Source organism: Acinetobacter sp. CIP 101966 (genome assembly GCF_000369725.1).
GTDB lineage: Bacteria > Pseudomonadota > Gammaproteobacteria > Pseudomonadales > Moraxellaceae > Acinetobacter > Acinetobacter lwoffii_Q.
Window position 1 is genome coordinate 447,548 of record NZ_KB850159.1, and the last position, 15,502, is coordinate 463,049.

At 40.8% G+C, this 15,502-nt stretch carries 13 protein-coding genes and 1 other annotated feature; of the genes, 4 read left to right on the forward strand and 9 right to left on the reverse strand.

Translation table 11 applies throughout. The features are described from left to right. Nucleotides 1–26 precede the first annotated feature (26 nt). Genes F891_RS05035 through F891_RS05050 form a run of 4 tightly spaced genes read right to left on the reverse strand, consistent with a single transcriptional unit; the run spans nucleotide 27 to nucleotide 2,979 of the window. Nucleotides 27–593 (reverse strand): Maf-like protein, encoded by a 567-nt coding sequence (locus F891_RS05035; protein WP_005262426.1) that lies wholly within the window; start codon nucleotides 591–593, stop codon nucleotides 27–29. After that, entirely contained in the window at nucleotides 581–1,072 is a 492-nt protein-coding gene (gene mreD, locus F891_RS05040) for a rod shape-determining protein MreD (protein WP_005096176.1), read from the reverse strand. The genes F891_RS05035 and mreD overlap by 13 nt, the downstream gene beginning before the upstream one ends. Then, on the reverse strand, nucleotides 1,059–1,916 hold the full coding sequence (mreC, locus tag F891_RS05045; RefSeq protein ID WP_004279362.1) for a rod shape-determining protein MreC: 858 nt from the start codon (nucleotides 1,914–1,916) through the stop codon (nucleotides 1,059–1,061). The genes mreD and mreC overlap by 14 nt, the downstream gene beginning before the upstream one ends. A gap of 16 nt (nucleotides 1,917–1,932) precedes the next feature. Then, complete coding sequence (locus tag F891_RS05050; RefSeq protein WP_004279360.1) at nucleotides 1,933–2,979, reverse strand: rod shape-determining protein; 1,047 nt, start codon at nucleotides 2,977–2,979, stop codon at nucleotides 1,933–1,935. 132 nt (nucleotides 2,980–3,111) lie between these two features. Here F891_RS05050 and gatC point away from each other — a divergent pair, with 132 nt between their 5' ends. The 3 genes from gatC to gatB are packed head-to-tail and all read left to right on the forward strand — an operon-like array spanning nucleotide 3,112 to nucleotide 6,438. Further along, a complete protein-coding gene (gatC, locus tag F891_RS05055; protein WP_005262428.1) occupies nucleotides 3,112–3,426 on the forward strand; it encodes an Asp-tRNA(Asn)/Glu-tRNA(Gln) amidotransferase subunit GatC in 315 nt (104 codons plus the stop codon). A gap of 52 nt (nucleotides 3,427–3,478) precedes the next feature. Further along, the gene (gene gatA, locus F891_RS05060; protein WP_005262437.1) at nucleotides 3,479–4,957 is read left to right on the forward strand and encodes an Asp-tRNA(Asn)/Glu-tRNA(Gln) amidotransferase subunit GatA; all 1,479 of its coding nucleotides are present in this window, start codon (nucleotides 3,479–3,481) and stop codon (nucleotides 4,955–4,957) included. Beyond that, nucleotides 4,957–6,438, forward strand: a complete 1,482-nt coding sequence (gene gatB / locus F891_RS05065) for an Asp-tRNA(Asn)/Glu-tRNA(Gln) amidotransferase subunit GatB (protein ID WP_005262438.1) — start codon at nucleotides 4,957–4,959, stop codon at nucleotides 6,436–6,438. The genes gatA and gatB overlap by 1 nt, the downstream gene beginning before the upstream one ends. Nucleotides 6,439–6,484: 46 nt before the next feature. Here the strand turns inward: gatB and F891_RS05070 are convergent, their stop codons facing one another. From F891_RS05070 to sbmA, 4 genes are all read right to left on the reverse strand, one after another. After that, nucleotides 6,485–8,473: an ATP-binding protein gene (locus tag F891_RS05070; protein ID WP_005262440.1), complete on the reverse strand. Its 1,989-nt coding sequence runs from the start codon at nucleotides 8,471–8,473 to the stop codon at nucleotides 6,485–6,487. Nucleotides 8,474–8,961: 488 nt separating this feature from the next. Next, a complete protein-coding gene (locus F891_RS05075; protein WP_005262441.1) occupies nucleotides 8,962–9,450 on the reverse strand; it encodes a hypothetical protein in 489 nt (162 codons plus the stop codon). Between the two features lie 463 nt (nucleotides 9,451–9,913). Next, entirely contained in the window at nucleotides 9,914–10,870 is a 957-nt protein-coding gene (locus tag F891_RS05080; protein WP_005262443.1) for a hypothetical protein, read from the reverse strand. A gap of 688 nt (nucleotides 10,871–11,558) precedes the next feature. Beyond that, on the reverse strand, nucleotides 11,559–12,752 hold the full coding sequence (gene sbmA, locus F891_RS05085) for a peptide antibiotic transporter SbmA (RefSeq protein ID WP_005262445.1): 1,194 nt from the start codon (nucleotides 12,750–12,752) through the stop codon (nucleotides 11,559–11,561). Between the two features lie 503 nt (nucleotides 12,753–13,255). On the opposite strand from sbmA, the gene F891_RS05090 reads away from it, so the two are divergent. Next, on the forward strand, nucleotides 13,256–13,450 hold the full coding sequence (locus tag F891_RS05090; protein ID WP_004730396.1) for a hypothetical protein: 195 nt from the start codon (nucleotides 13,256–13,258) through the stop codon (nucleotides 13,448–13,450). A 640-nt stretch (nucleotides 13,451–14,090) separates the two neighbouring features. On the opposite strand, the gene F891_RS05095 is transcribed toward F891_RS05090, so the two are convergent. Then, nucleotides 14,091–15,310, reverse strand: a protein-coding gene (locus F891_RS05095) for an IS3 family transposase (RefSeq protein WP_148335363.1) whose coding sequence is annotated in 2 segments (ribosomal slippage) — nucleotides 14,091–15,034 and nucleotides 15,034–15,310 — 1,221 coding nt in all. Because the reading frame shifts where the segments join, the coding sequence is not laid out codon by codon here. Then, nucleotides 14,919–15,035, reverse strand: a sequence feature (AL1L pseudoknot). (Overlaps the previous gene by 117 nt.) Nucleotides 15,311–15,502: the final 192 nt, after the last annotated feature.

Genomic DNA, 15,502 nt, shown 5'->3' on the forward strand with positions numbered 1-15,502 from the left:
ATTATAAAAATTCTTTTTATCAGCAGTTAATTTAGTGCCTTAACTGTCTGTAATAACTGTACGGTTTCATAGAGCGGCAAGCCGACCACATTGGAATAGCTGCCTTGTATTTTTGGAATATAACGTGCTGCAATTCCTTGAATCGCATAAGCCCCGGCTTTCCCCAGCGGCTCACCTGTGGCCCAGTAACTTTCCATGTCTGCGGCACTCAGGATTTGAAATTCGACCTGCGTACGTACCACTATACTGTATTTTTCATCTTTTGTACGAACACAGACACCGCTATAGACATCATGCCACCGACCGGAGATTTTTGTCCACATTTCAATGGCATGTTGCTTGGATTCTGGTTTACCCAAAATCTCACTATCGACCCCCAGACTGGTATCCGCAGCAATGATGATCGCATCTGGATAACGCTCGGCCACTGCATCAGCCTTGGCTCGTGCCAGACGTTCAACATAAGCCGCGACGGATTCACCTTCACGCACAGATTCATCGATATCCGGACTGTAGATATCAAAGCTCAGTCCGAGCTGCTGTAATAACTCACAACGCCGAGGTGAGCTGGAAGCGAGAACTATATGCGCCATTTTTTCAACATATAATAGAGAACAGGCCAAACCAGAATACTGGTCAGCATTGGAATCCAGTGCCGGGCAAAAGAAAATTGCACGCCTGCCACAATCTGGGCAAAAAAGATCATCAACAAATGCGCAACAATTGCCAGCCCCGTAATCACCCAGAGATTATTAAAGGTCAGGATACGGCGTTCACGAGTCAGGAATCGGGCTAAAAAGGCAATAATAATAAAGCTGAGGGCATTCAGACCTAAAGGTGCGTCCAGCAGCAAATCAATAAAAATACCGGTACCAAAGGCAAACCATATCCCGCACCAGGTCGGCTGACACAACACCCAGAATAGCATCACCATCAGCATAAACAGCGGGCGCCAGCCCGAGAGGGTATAAGAAAGTGGATAGACCATCAAAATCGAAGCCACGATCACCGAAATGACGATGGCAAATAAGGGATCACGATGCTTTCTGGATTTCATCTTAGCGATTGACATGCGGTTGCTCCATCGCTAATGAATCGGAAAATAACACCACCACATGATGTCCACCGGCGAGTTGGGCTGCAGGCGTCACATCAATCTGGGCAAATTCACCGGAATTATGCCGTTGTACTTTGGACACCTGCCCTACCAGATAACCTGCCGGAAAATGTTGGCCCAAGCCCGAACTATAGACTTTTTCACCGACCTTGATATTGGCGCTGGTCGGTACATATTCCATTTTTAAACGTCCCAGATCACCCGTACCCGAGACAATGGCACGCATACCTGTATGTTCCAGACGTACTGACAATGAATGTTCTTTATCAGACAACAGCATGACCCGGCTACTATGCGGATAGACATTAATAATCTGTCCCATAATCCCCTTGTCATCCAGTACGGTTTGCCCGACTTTCAGCTCGTTATTTGAACCCCGGTTGATCACAATGATATGTCTTAAAGGATCGGCATCGGTGCCAATCACTTCGGCAATTTCAATACGCCCATCAATGATCAGCGGCGTGTCCAATAGACCGCGCAAACGGGTATTTTCAGCAGAAAGTTCAGAGATTTTTTGTAAGCGTACCTGTGCCTGTAACAGCTCGGCCTGCATCGCGGTATTTTCCCGACGCAATTGAGCTTCAGACTTGGTTTGTTGATTCAACCACTCTCGCGACAATACCGGATAGCTGGCCACCGCATAAATAGGATTATAAGCAGCGTACAGGACATCCCTTGCAGGTTGAACAACATGCGGCATGCGCCAATCAAAGAAAAGCACCACCAAGCATGTTACCAATGCAATGATAAAAGAGCGAAAAGATGGCGGTTGTCGAGAAAACAGATGTGCTTGCACCCGCCGGATCCTTTTCTTAGCCTACGAATAACATGTCATGATTTGGGTTGTCGAAAAATTCGAGTACCTTGCCGCCACCACGTGTCACGCATGATAGTGGATCTTCTGCCACCACCACCGGCAGGCCAGTTTCTTTGGCAAGCAGCTTGTCCAGGTTACGCAGTAATGCACCACCACCAGTTAACACGATACCACGTTCAGCGATGTCCGAAGAAAGCTCAGGAGGGGTATGTTCTAAAGCAGATTTCACCGCAGACACGATGTTTTGTAATGGATCAGAAATCGCTTGGGTGACTTCGTCAGAATTAACCACGATTGCGCGAGGCACACCTTCTGCGAGGTTACGGCCACGAACTTCAATTTCAAGCGGTTTAGCACCTTCATCTGGCAACGCCATACCCACTTCTTTTTTGATTACTTCAGCCGTGGTTTCGCCGATCACACAGCCATGCGCTTTACGCACATAGTTAATGATCTGCTCATCAAAGACATCACCGCCAATACGTAAAGAATCGGCATAAACACAACCCTGCAGCGAGATAATCGCAATTTCAGTAGTACCACCGCCCACATCGACCACCATCGAACCACAAGCCTGCTCAACTGGCATACCTGCACCAATCGCTGCTGCCATCGGCTCTTCGATTAAACGTACATCACGTGCGCCCGCATTAAACACGGCTTCACGAATGGCACGGCGCTCAACAAGGGTTGATTTACATGGTACACAGACAACGACACGCGGTGCCGGAGTAAATAAACGGTTTTCATGTACTTTGCGAATAAACTGATTCAGCATGGTCTCAGTGACTTCAAAATCCGCAATCACACCGTCTTTCATAGGACGGATCGCTGAGATATTGGCTGGGGTACGACCTAGCATTTGCTTCGCTTCAAGACCGACTGCCGCAACAATTTTATGTGAACCACTATGACGGATGGCTACAACCGTCGGTTCATTTAATATAATGCCTCGTCCTGGCGCATAAATAAGTGTATTTGCTGTACCTAAATCAATGGCAAGATCGGGCGAAAACAAGCCTATTAGTCGTTTTAGAATCACGGGGACGTTCTCAGTTAAACTTTATATGGACGCAAGGTGGCCACTTTAACTAAATGTGATGATTTGGACAAGTCAATCGCTTATCATAACGCATGATAATTTGAATTTTTTTAATACTGATTAGGTAATATTATGTCTACATCGGATGCACAGCATTCTGCAGATTTAAGTGCAGAAACAGTTTCAGCCATTGCCAACCTTGCAAGGTTATCTCTCAATGATACGCAATCTGCTGAATATGCTCAAAGTTTAAATAAAATTTTAGGCATGATGGAAACCCTGAAAGGCATCAATACCGACGGTATTGAACCCCTGAAAAGCCCTTTCGACCACCCTCAGCCGCTACGTGATGATGTGGTTACCGAAACCAATCATCGTGAGCAATACCAAGCAGTTGCACCAGCTGTTCAGGATGGCTTGTACCTCGTACCGCGCGTGATTGAGTAATTACTACCCAGTTCATTCTTTTTATTAAATTAAACGTAAAGAATTATTTCTCATGACAGATTTACATCGCTTATCCATTCGTGAACTTAGTGAAGGTCTGGCAAATGCCCAGTTTTCATCTCGCGAATTGACTGAACACTACTTAAAGCGCATCGCAAAAATTGATGTACAGGTGAAGGCTTATGTGACGGTAACTGCTGAACAGGCATTAGCTGAAGCTGATGCTGCCGATGCTGCAATCAAAGCTGGCAATGCCTCTGCCCTGACTGGTGTGCCAGTTGCCCACAAAGACATTTTCTGTACCCAAGGCATCAAGACCACTGCCGGTTCAAAAATGCTGGACAATTTTATCTCTCCTTACGATGCAACCGTAGTAGCGAAAGGCAAAGCTGCGGGCCTGGTCACTTTAGGTAAAGTGAACATGGACGAATTCGCGATGGGTTCAACCTCTGAGAACTCATATTACGGCGCAACGGCTAACCCTTGGAACCTGGGTCATGTCCCTGGCGGCTCTTCTGGTGGCTCTGCAGCAGCTGTGGCAGCGGATTTAGCACCATTTGCAACTGGTACTGATACCGGTGGTTCTATTCGCCAACCTGCGTCATTCTGTGGCCTCACCGGCCTTAAACCAACCTATGGCCGTGTATCGCGTTTCGGTATGATTGCTTATGCATCATCACTGGATCAAGGCGGTCCGATGGCGCGTTCGGCTGAAGACTGCGCTTACCTGATGAATGTGATGGCCGGCCATGATGCCAAAGATTCAACCTCAATGGACAAAGACGTTGATGACTATGTGGCAAATCTGAACGCTACATCGGTAAAAGGCTTGCGTATTGGTATTCCAAAGCAATACTTCAATGTGGAAGGTCTGGATGCAGACGTAAAAGCACGTGTTGAAGAATCCTTAAAAAAACTGGAGGACATGGGCGCAATTCTGGTTGAGGTTGATCTCGACATGACTGAAAGCTATGTGCCGACTTATTATCTGATCGCGCCTGCTGAAGCCTCTTCAAATCTGTCACGTTATGACGGCGTGCGTTATGGCTATCGCGCAGAAAACCCGGTGGACCTGATGGACCTGTACAAACGCTCACGTTCAGAAGGTTTTGGTGCAGAAGTGCAACGCCGTATCCTGATTGGTACGTATGCCCTGTCTGCAGGTTATTACGATGCTTACTATGTAAAAGCACAGAAAGTACGTCGTTTAATTCAGCAGGATTTCCTCAAAGCATTTGAATCGGTCGATGTCATCGCAGCACCTTCTGCGCCAACGACTGCCTATAAAATTGGTGCGGATTTAACCCCGGTTGAAATGTACCTGGGCGATATTTATACGCTTGCGGTAAACCTGGCAGGGCTTCCTGCGATTAACGCGCCTGTCGGTTTTGACCAGAACAACTTGCCAGTTGGCTTACAGCTGATTGGTAATTACTGGTCAGAATCTCAATTGTTGTCTGTGGTACACCAGTATCAACAAGCAACAGATTGGCACACCAAACGCGCTGCAATTGCTGAGGAGAACGCATAATGGCTCAAGCTCAAAAATCGGCTAAACCGAAGTCCAACCTGATTGATGGTTGGGAAGTCGTTATTGGTATCGAGATTCACACTCAGCTTGCCACCAATACCAAAATTTTCTCAGGTTCATCGACTGTTTTTGGTAATGATCCAAACACCCAAGCCAGCCTGGTTGATTTAGCTATGCCGGGCGTATTGCCGGTTTTGAACAAAGAAGTGGTTGATCTTGCGATTCGCTTTGGTTTAGGTATCGATGCGTATATCGATCAGGCTTCTGTATTTGCACGTAAGAACTACTTCTACCCCGATTCTCCAAAAGGCTATCAGATCAGCCAGATGGACAACCCGATTGTGGGCTTAGGTCATATCGATATCCAGCTTGAAGATGGCACGGTTAAACGCATTGGCGTAACGCGTGCGCACCTTGAGGAAGATGCAGGTAAATCGATTCATGACCAGTTCGAAGGTATGTCAGGTATCGACTTAAACCGTGCAGGTACACCGTTGCTTGAAATCGTATCTGAACCAGATATGCGTTCGGTTGAAGAAGCCGTTGCCTATATTAAAGCGATCCACACCCTTGTTCGCTGGTTAGGCATTTCTGACGGCAACATGGCGGAAGGTTCATTCCGCTGTGACTGTAACGTGTCTTTACGTCGTCCGGGTCAACCGTTCGGTACACGTTGTGAATTGAAAAACCTGAACTCATTCCGTTTCATTGAACAGGCGATCAATGTTGAAATTGAACGTCAAATGGAAATTCTAGACTGGGATGGCACCATCGATCAGGAAACGCGTCTGTTCGACCCTGTGAAGATGGAAACCCGTTCAATGCGTTCGAAAGAAGAAGCCAACGATTACCGCTATTTCCCTGACCCAGACTTGTTGCCTGTAGTGATTGCTGATGAGCAAATCGAAGCAATTAAAGCAACCATGCCTGAGCTTCCTGCGGCACGTCGTGCGCGTTTTGTAGCTGACTTTGGTGTGACTGAGTACGATGCACACGTGCTTACGCTTACACGTGAAATGTCAGAGTTTTATGAAGAAGTGGTTAAGGCTGCTGGCGGTGCTGCGCAAGGTAAGATTGCTGCAAACTGGGTGATGGGCGAATTCTCAGGGGCGCTCAACAAAGCAGGCTTAGATTTGGCGGACTCTCCTGTATCGGCTGAAAAACTTGGCGGCATGATCGCGCGTATTGTGGACAACACGATTAACGGTAAGATCGCGAAGCAAGTATTCGGCTTTATGTGGGACGAAGGCAAATCTGCGGACGAGATTATTGCGGAAAAAGGCTTGAAACAGGAAACTGATACAGGCGCGATTGAAGCAATTATTAAAGACGTGCTTGCTGCGAACGAGAAGATGGTTGAAGAGTATAAATCTGGTAAAGAGAAAGCTTTCAACGGTCTTGTGGGTCAAGTGATGAAAGCTGCAAAAGGGAAAGCCAACCCTGCGCAAGTGAATGAATTAATGAAGAAATTGATTGGTTAATCTGATTTTTTCTTAAAAGAAAACCCGCTTTAGAGCGGGTTTTCTTCTAGTAATCTAATGTTTTTTCGAATTTTTCAAAATGTAATCTTATCTGCTCAAAATCATGTTTATCCACTTCCTTAGCGTGAGCATCTACACGTAAGCCATTAATATCATTCATCATAATCGTAAATCTGTTTTTATCAAGATTTTCAAATATGTTAGAAAAACTCGCCCACTCTCTAGATATCAAATTCATTAACTCAAGAAAGAAAAGAGGTGACTTTGTAGGATGTAAAATAGATTCTAAAGTATGACTTTTTAGTACTTCTCTTCTTTTTTCAGGCAAAGCAGAGAAAATTTTCTCTAAACCTTTTTTACCATGTATGATTTTTAAAACATTACATGATATTTCTCGTAACTTTTTCTCCAACCGATTGCGACGCAAAGATATCTCTTGTTGTTTATCTTCATCAGATAACACAAGCTTTTTAAACTTATTTTTTTCTTTTAGATATTCATCTAAAGATTCTAGATTAAGAGAATACTCACCAAATTGACTTCTTTCAATCAAACCAAACTTAATTAAATGATCTACATATGATGGAATCTCTTGTGCATAAAAATCAAATGTATCTTTATCACCTAAAGCTAAAGAAATCAGCAACTCATATTCATCAGGATACCAAGTCCCTAAAACATTAAGCATCATATCAAAATATTCATACAAGGTACTTTTATAATCTGCAATAGCTTGATTATATGAAACTTTGTCTATGACAATCGGTCTTTTACCATTTAGTTTTTTGTGAATAAAACTACATATCTGTCGTATTAAGAATGGGTGTCCACCGCAATCATTTTTTAACTTTACACATATTTCTGCATCAAAATATAATCCCATTAAATTACCTAAAGTATTCACCATTTCCTTTACTTGCTCGAATGTAAAACTTGGTAAGTAATGAATCGAAATAGATGCATATATAGGGTTATCATGTTCAAAAAAATGCGATTTTTCTACACTATTTGGATTTGTACCAACAAGCATATATGTATACAAATAATTATGCTCTTGATAGACAGATCTTAGTGTTTGCCAAAATAATATGAAATCATTCCCATTTTTCCAATGTTCAGATGAAGCTGTATAAGGAGTAATACGCTCAATTTCATCAAAAACAATTAAGACTTTTTCGAGTTTTGTAGAGTTATAAATTTTCAAAAAGTCTTCTTTGAACTGTGTAGCGCACTCTAATCCATTATATTTTTCTTGATCAATTCTAAGGTTTGAATTTTTCAATTTTTTATATGCTGATATAATTTTTAATAATAAATGATTCCACCTCAAACCATGAATAGAAGGGCTTTCACAGTCTAGCGAAATATATTTTTTATTTTCTAAATCTAATTTCCGTTGAACTGCATAAACAACCGATGTTTTTCCACTTTTTCGTAATCCAAAAATACTGGTGTGTTCAGAAGCATTATGTTTTTGGATTAATTCAGTAACCAATTGAGAACGGCCAAAAAATTGTAAATCTTTCTTTAAAGGAGAGTTAAAAGCAAATAAATCTTTTGAATAGAATAATCTTCTTAATTTATCTTGGTATAAATCGTTACCCTCAGATTTATAAATTTCACTATATGAGAATGGTATAATTATTTTTTTATCAGGATCATTTCCATAAAATTTTTTCACCTTTTCTTCAATTTCATCATCTTTGCTGATTAGGATCAAACATATACTTTCTAAGCGTGATTTATTCCCTAAAGTGTCGGCTATATGATTAACTGCATCTAATGTTCTAGGTTCAAATTTTTCATAAGGACTGAATACGCAAACGATTTCTCTATCTAAATTAAATTGTTCAGTAAAAAAACTCGTAGGCTTTACCAAGAAATAATCATATACCGAAGCAGAAATTTTCGATCTATCTCCACTAGAAGTAAGATACCAATGATCTTTCATTCTATTTAAAATGGATTTTTCAGCAGCTTTAAATCTACTCAAATTAAATTTCGAATGCATCCCAGGTGTAATTTGATCTTTCACACGAACCCTCATTATAAATATTATTTAAATTTAAATACTTAAACTAAATATTGTATCAAAAAATTTATTTAATTTCTCAATTTTGACTAACTTCACAATCTAATCTAGTAAGTTAATTATGCCTTTCTATAATTAAAGAAAGCATAAAGTTCCTAACAACAACGTTCTTCTTAGATTCCTAAAAACCTAAACCACAGCCATTTACAGTTTTTCTCAAAACTCTGTGCATTTAACATTGGTTGGCATGAACAGCCTGCACGGGAAATTTATAGTTATATACAACCGAAAGGCTATTTACTGCGAGATGAAGCGGTGAATGAAGAGTTTGAGAAGTTTTATCCTGCTTTGTTGTAGTTTGCCCTCCCCCCAGCCCTCTCCCATAGGGAGAAGGAGCAATCATTACTGATCATATAACAGCAACAATTTAATATTGGAAATTCCCTCTCCTGAAAGGAGAGGGCTAGGGAGAGGTGATTAAAAAAACCAGTTCACAATCCCAACTTATTCATCAAATCTGGCGTTAAAAATGTTGTGACCAACCGATTTAGATCAATATAACGCAACACACCTTTGAGCTGATTATTGATTTCAGGATTCTTTAAAATTTCCTCGCCTGTGGTTTTACCCAAAGCCTGAAAACTATCGCCCACAGCCTGTAAACCTTCAGCTTGAATCACCGCCTTGGTCTGTGCTGAACATTGCTCCACTAAAATGCGCTGCAACACCGTCGCCAGATTCTTGTCTAATGCTTCCTTTTGAGTCGCAGTCACATTGCTAAAAGCCTTTAAGTCCGGATGATTGCCCAATGCCACAAATGTCCATTGCAACACTGTGGTTTTATCGGTCGCTGTCGTCGATTTCATTAAACAGTCACTCAGCTGATCGACCGTTGGGCCCGCCATCGTAACCTGTGCTGCTCCCAACAATGCTGCACCTAGAAAAAATGAACGAATACGAGAAGAACTTTTTAAACCCATCACCACTTCCTTTTAATATGACATCAGCATTTTGGCGCTGAAAATAGCTTCTTTGTATCATGTAAAAAGGAAATATACTGATAGAACTCTGTAAAACATGAACTGGATTTAAAATTAATTCAGATGAAAAATTTCATCCCATCATGCTATTCATTAGATGGTGATATTGATCGAGTAAACTTAGCGTTATTATTCAAATTCAAACAAAAAAATAATCATGATGACTGCAAACACCTTCAACAGCATCCTTCCTTGGAGACTGGTTGTGTTCTTTAGCTTGACCGTATTGTTATTGATCCATCCTGTTTTTCGAAGATGGATGTTCGAATCGCGCGACTTGCCCAGCAAACGCAGTCGGATCTCATCCTCTATATCCGACCTGATTGAACTGATTTTTTATCCCATCTTCTGGTGAATCAAAATCATCATACGGATTCTGGATTAAATGCGTTTAATGCAGTGCTTATTTGATCTGTCTCAACATATTCTTCGCACCACTATGATTATAGTTGTTAGACAGATTCTGTAGCACACGCTTGGCCTGAGCTTTAGCATTCGGGAAACGGTTGGCATAGGCCGGAATACTATTCAGACAGCGCGCGACCAGCATCCCTGATTCAGTATAAACACGTGTTCCCTCAGTCCCCTGCAATTTGCCATAATTATAGGCGCGCTGGGCATTATTACAGGCATTATTCAGGTTTTTCCCACTATTAATATCACGGCGTGCTGCCACATAGAGCTTCATCTGCTGCTGTTGGGGTGTTTCTACCACTGAAGCTCTCACGGGGACTACCGTCGTCGCGATCTGTTTTTTATCTAGCTCTTTTCTTTCTAATTCCTTTCTCTCTAATTCTTTCCTTTCCTGCTCTTTACGCGCTGATTCTTTAAGTTCATTCGTGCTCTTCGTTACAGGCGTTTTTATCGATGCAGCGGTCTTTTTCTGGGTAGCAACAGTGTTCTTATTTGCAGCAAGGTAAAAGTTTCTTGCCTCAGTCGCACCCATCAACTTGGTCAGCAATCGAACGCTACGGTTCTGGCTGGTTTTATCGACCTGTCGTTCAGAAACCGGCTCGATCGAGACGATCCAGCTTTCAGCCAGGCCATCCATACGACACTGATAGGCGCCGCTGCCCTGTATCACACCTCGGTTTGTACTCAGGCGTTTACGTTGGGCAAGATCTGCCACGGCATTAAAATTACTTCTATACAATAGGGAAAATTTACCGCCTTGTTCATGACAATATTGCGTTAGTATCGAACGCGGATACATGGCCTGAGTCGTATTATTTTTCTGGGCTTGTCCCCAAAGATAAATATAATCTTTTGCACTACCATCACGTTGATTCAAAGCCCGTTTGGCAATTAGTTCTTCCGGACTGGCAAAAGGATGTAACACCTCTGATTTCAACCGGTTCACGCTATTACATCCAGCTAAAGCTGCTGCCCCTATTATTAGAATTATTACTTTTAGCTTCACAGCAAATATCTCAACCCCAAAATCCCGTATAACATAGCTTAAATAGCACAAAACAACAAACACAAGATATTGATAACTATAATATTTAAATGGTAAAAAGGCACATATCAGCCTCAACTTTGCTGATTATGCCAAGCTTCATGTGATAAAAATTGACACAAGTATCATTTTTAAATCAGTTCAAATAATAAACAATTCCATTCAGGACTCAAGAAAAAGATAGAAAAAACACATAAAAAACCGAAGAAAGCGGTGAGTCCTTCTCCGGCGGCTTATTCAGGGAACGCTACAGGCCTTTATTATAATGGGTAATAAATTTACCTTTTATCCGCTGTAACATTGCCTGAACAAGATCAGCATAAGAATAATTTCCTCAACGTACACTTGTTATTTTTATACGTCAAACCACCGGAAATTAAACGCCATCTTGGCTGGCCCTTAGGATTCTAGACAAGAAAAAAATATCTGAATACCCCAATATTGGGAGGTTCTGACACGATTTACCCAAGTCATCTGACCAACGGTCAGATCGATATTTTCCATTGGATTTTGTAAACTAACTCGCCATAAAAAAAGCCAAACCTAAAACTGTTTGGCTAATAAAGCAGGATAATAATATGAGAAAAAATTAATCAATATGTGATTCAAATGCTTTCAACCGTTTATAGATCGACATCAGTTCAATAATCGTCGGCCAAGACAAAATCAGGTACTGGAAAGATTCTCGCACTTTGCCAAACACATTTAGGATTTGCATCATTAAACCGAGGGTAATTGCCCCTGCTGCAATACTTGGAAACAGAATAAATAATCCGTAAATATTGTCCAACTGCAAGTACCAGATCCGAACCATGTTGAAATAAGCATAGTGAAAATACAACCGGAAATAATTCCAGCGTACTCGGCTAAACAGTTCTTGTAATGTCAGCGGATGTGCGCGATCAGCATAGTCTTCGCCATAGACCAGCTCTTTACGATAGGCTGCCTCAACTTTCTGGTTATTAAACTCCAGTCCGGGCAGCTTCATTCCCACGACCATCAAAATGACCGTACCCAATACCGCCCAACCAATCGAGGCCCACATTAAAGCATGCGGTATTTCCCCTACAATTGGTAAAACTTTCACATGACTAGAGAGCTGATATAAGATCGGCAGGAATGCCATCAGCAACATCAGCGCTTCAATCAAGGAAACACTTAACTGCTCCGTGGTTTTGGCAAAGCGCATGGTATCTTCCTGGATACGTTGTGATGCACCTTCAATATGACGTAACTGCTCCCAATGTGCGGTGTAATAATCATTCATCGCGGTACGCCAGCGGAAGACATAATGACTGACAAAAAACAGGTTAAATACCGCTAAAGTGACATAAACCATCGCAATATAAATAAAGGTTAATGCGCCTTGATACAGCAATGAAACATCCCCACCACCCTTAGTGAGCATTTGTTGAATCTGATCATAAAACGGGCTATACCATTCATTTAATACGACATTGACCTGTACCCCGAACCAGATATTAAACAGAATAAATGCCGAGCCCCAGACCGACCAGCGCTGCCATCGGTGTCCGGCTTTCCATTGCCAGAACAGCGCAAATATCGTAGTTGCAATGAAATACCAGAGATAGAACCAGATAAATTGAGCTGACCAGAAACGCCCGATACCGATTGTAAGCTTTTCATCAAAATAACCTTCAGGAAAACCCAGATAGGTTCCCCATCCTGATCCGCCACTATGCCAAAGCACAAGATTAATGATAAACCACAAAATCAGGCTGCTAAAAAACCAGACGGGTTGCGGGAAAAATGACTTAAACATGCCGACCCAGTTCTCCTTATGTCTCTTGGTCATCCAAATGACGCATAGTTTATTCTTATTTTAGATTTTTACTGTTATAAAGCATTAATTTTCCATTTAGTGTAAAAAAGGATAGAAGGATATCGAGTCTCTAGAAACTTATTTTTATCATTCAGCTCTACGTTATGATTTTCCTTATATTCTCGATTTTTATCATTTAGCAGAGCGATATCAAAAGACAGAAAAATCATCATGTTTTTGACCTTTTGTTATTTTGATAGACTTTTTTATGCCTGTTATCTGTCGGGTTTATGTAAAAGAACCTCATGCTTCTGAGCACTACGAGAATAGGATGAAAATCATGCATACTGCATGTCTTCTAGGTATCTTTTACCTAAATAGAGCACTTCTCCCTATTTGAATAAGTCATTGATCAAGTTCTCAGTTTTTGAAGAAACAGTTAAATTTTCAAAAATCATGCTATGATTTAATTATCGAAAAGTAATCTTATTTTGGAAAAAACTATGGAAAGTTCAGTAATTGAATTACTTAAACCGGTGACTCTACAAAAAGAAAACTGCGACCCTATTATTTTTGAAGCAGGCACTGTTTTGAAAGTGGTCATGCAGACTCCCACCAGTCTTCTGGTCAGTAATGATGATGACTTTAACTTTACCATTCCTTTAAAAGACGAAAATGAAGTGTGGCGAGAAATCTGAGTATTTTTCTCTCATGTAAATAGACGGGTTGTATCTGAATTTGGTTTCTTAAATTATATGATACGACCCTTAGCTTCTCTCCACTTTGATTGCTCTTGCGTTATTTTTTCAAAAAATTATTTCTTTCCTCTTCTCTCATTATTTACTGCTTTTAAACTGACTCATCCATTTGAGTAGAAAAATTTCTTTTAATTGAAACATCACTTAGTTTTTTGATCTATATGAGATCACTGATGATCTGTTTTTCCGTGTTTTGTATCTGCTCTGTCATTGCAATAACATCTTTATATCTCTCCTCTCTTTAGCTCCACTTCATCTAACACCTATGTTTCGATTCAAAAAAAGAATATTCAAGTTATTTTCAGAGTTTAGTAATAGAACTGGAGTTCGTCTTCCTTCGATTTTTTATCCTCTGATAAAATTTACGAATAAGAATTAAAAAATTAATCTGAGACACTAAATTAAGAAGCTGTTTAAATTGTATAGCTCTCCAATTGGTCCCAAGAAAATTTGATGATACGAAATTTCCCTCTAGACAGTTTTAGTATTTTTGCTGTTAAGACAGCTTAGCCAATTTTAAAAAATATTAATTTTCATAAACTGAACCGTACCGGGTTTGTCGGAGACTTTTTTATTTAAGTTAGGCCACCTGACCTAACGGATTAATTTTATCATAGTACATTGCTTCAAAATCAAAAGGTGGCACATAACCTAGTGCACTATGTACACGCTCTTTATTGAACCAATCTACCCAATTTAATGTCGCAAGTTGTACATCCGCTAAACCTTGCCAATCTGCTTTTAAATATTCAATCACCTCTGTTTTGTATAAGCCATTCACTGTTTCAGCCAAAGCATTATCGTATGAATCACCGGTCGTACCGACTGATGCTCGTAAATTTGCTGCTTCTAAACGATTGGTATAACGAATGGAAAGATATTGCACACCTCTGTCACTATGATGAATCACGTTCTTTGGCATGCCTCGATCATGCAATGCTTGCTCCAGTGCATCGAGCACCATGTCTGTATTCATCCGTGTTGATACTTTCCATCCAACAATTGCTCGCGAGAACACATCAATAATAAAGGCGGTATAGACCCAGCCTGAATTTGTTTGAATATACGTAAAGTCAGCGACCCACAGCTGGTCAGGGTGATCAGCACTAAAATTGCGTTTCACCAAGTCATCTGCTCGTTTTTGATCATCTCGGCTATGGGTAGTTTGTTTATTCTTACCTCGCCAAACACCTTGTATACCTAGCTTTTGCATCAATCGAGCAACTGTACAGCGTGCAATAATATAGCCTTCACGTTTCAGTTTTTGCCAAACTTTACGTACACCATATCGACCTGAACTTTCCTTCCAAATTCGTTTAATTTGTTCAGCATGATGCAAGTCATGTAGATCTCGCTTTGCTCGATGTTCTGGGTTTTCGCAGAGATCTAGAGTCCGGTAATAGGTTGAGGGTGCGATCGGTAAAATTCTACAAATCGCCTCGACTCCGTACAGCTCTTTATTATTATGGATAAAATCCACCATTATTTGTGTGGGCGGTCGAGCTCCGCCTGGGCGAAAAAAGCGGCTGCTTTACGTAGAATCTCATTGGCGCGTTGCAGTTCTTTATTTTCGCGTTCGAGTTGTTTGATACGTTCTTGGTCTGAAAGCTGCTGTACTTTAACTGGATTTAGTTTATCTAAATATTTTTGATACCAAACACGTAGTGTTTCAGGAGTACAACCTATCTTGGGAGCAATAGCGGTGATCGCAGCCCAATTCGATGGATAATCTTTTTCAGATTCAATCAATAATTGAACCGCTCTTTCTCTGATTTCAGGGGTATATTTTAATTTTGTCATCGGGATAGTCTCTCAGAATATTGACTCTCCGACAAACCCGGTACGGTTCAAACTTAAGCTAAAAATTTTAATTATATATGCCCAATTTATAAATTTATTTAAATTATTATATTTAAAAATATCTCAAAATTACATCTCCCCATATATTTAAAAAATAAAATACAAATTAATAATAAATACTATATTCTGAAA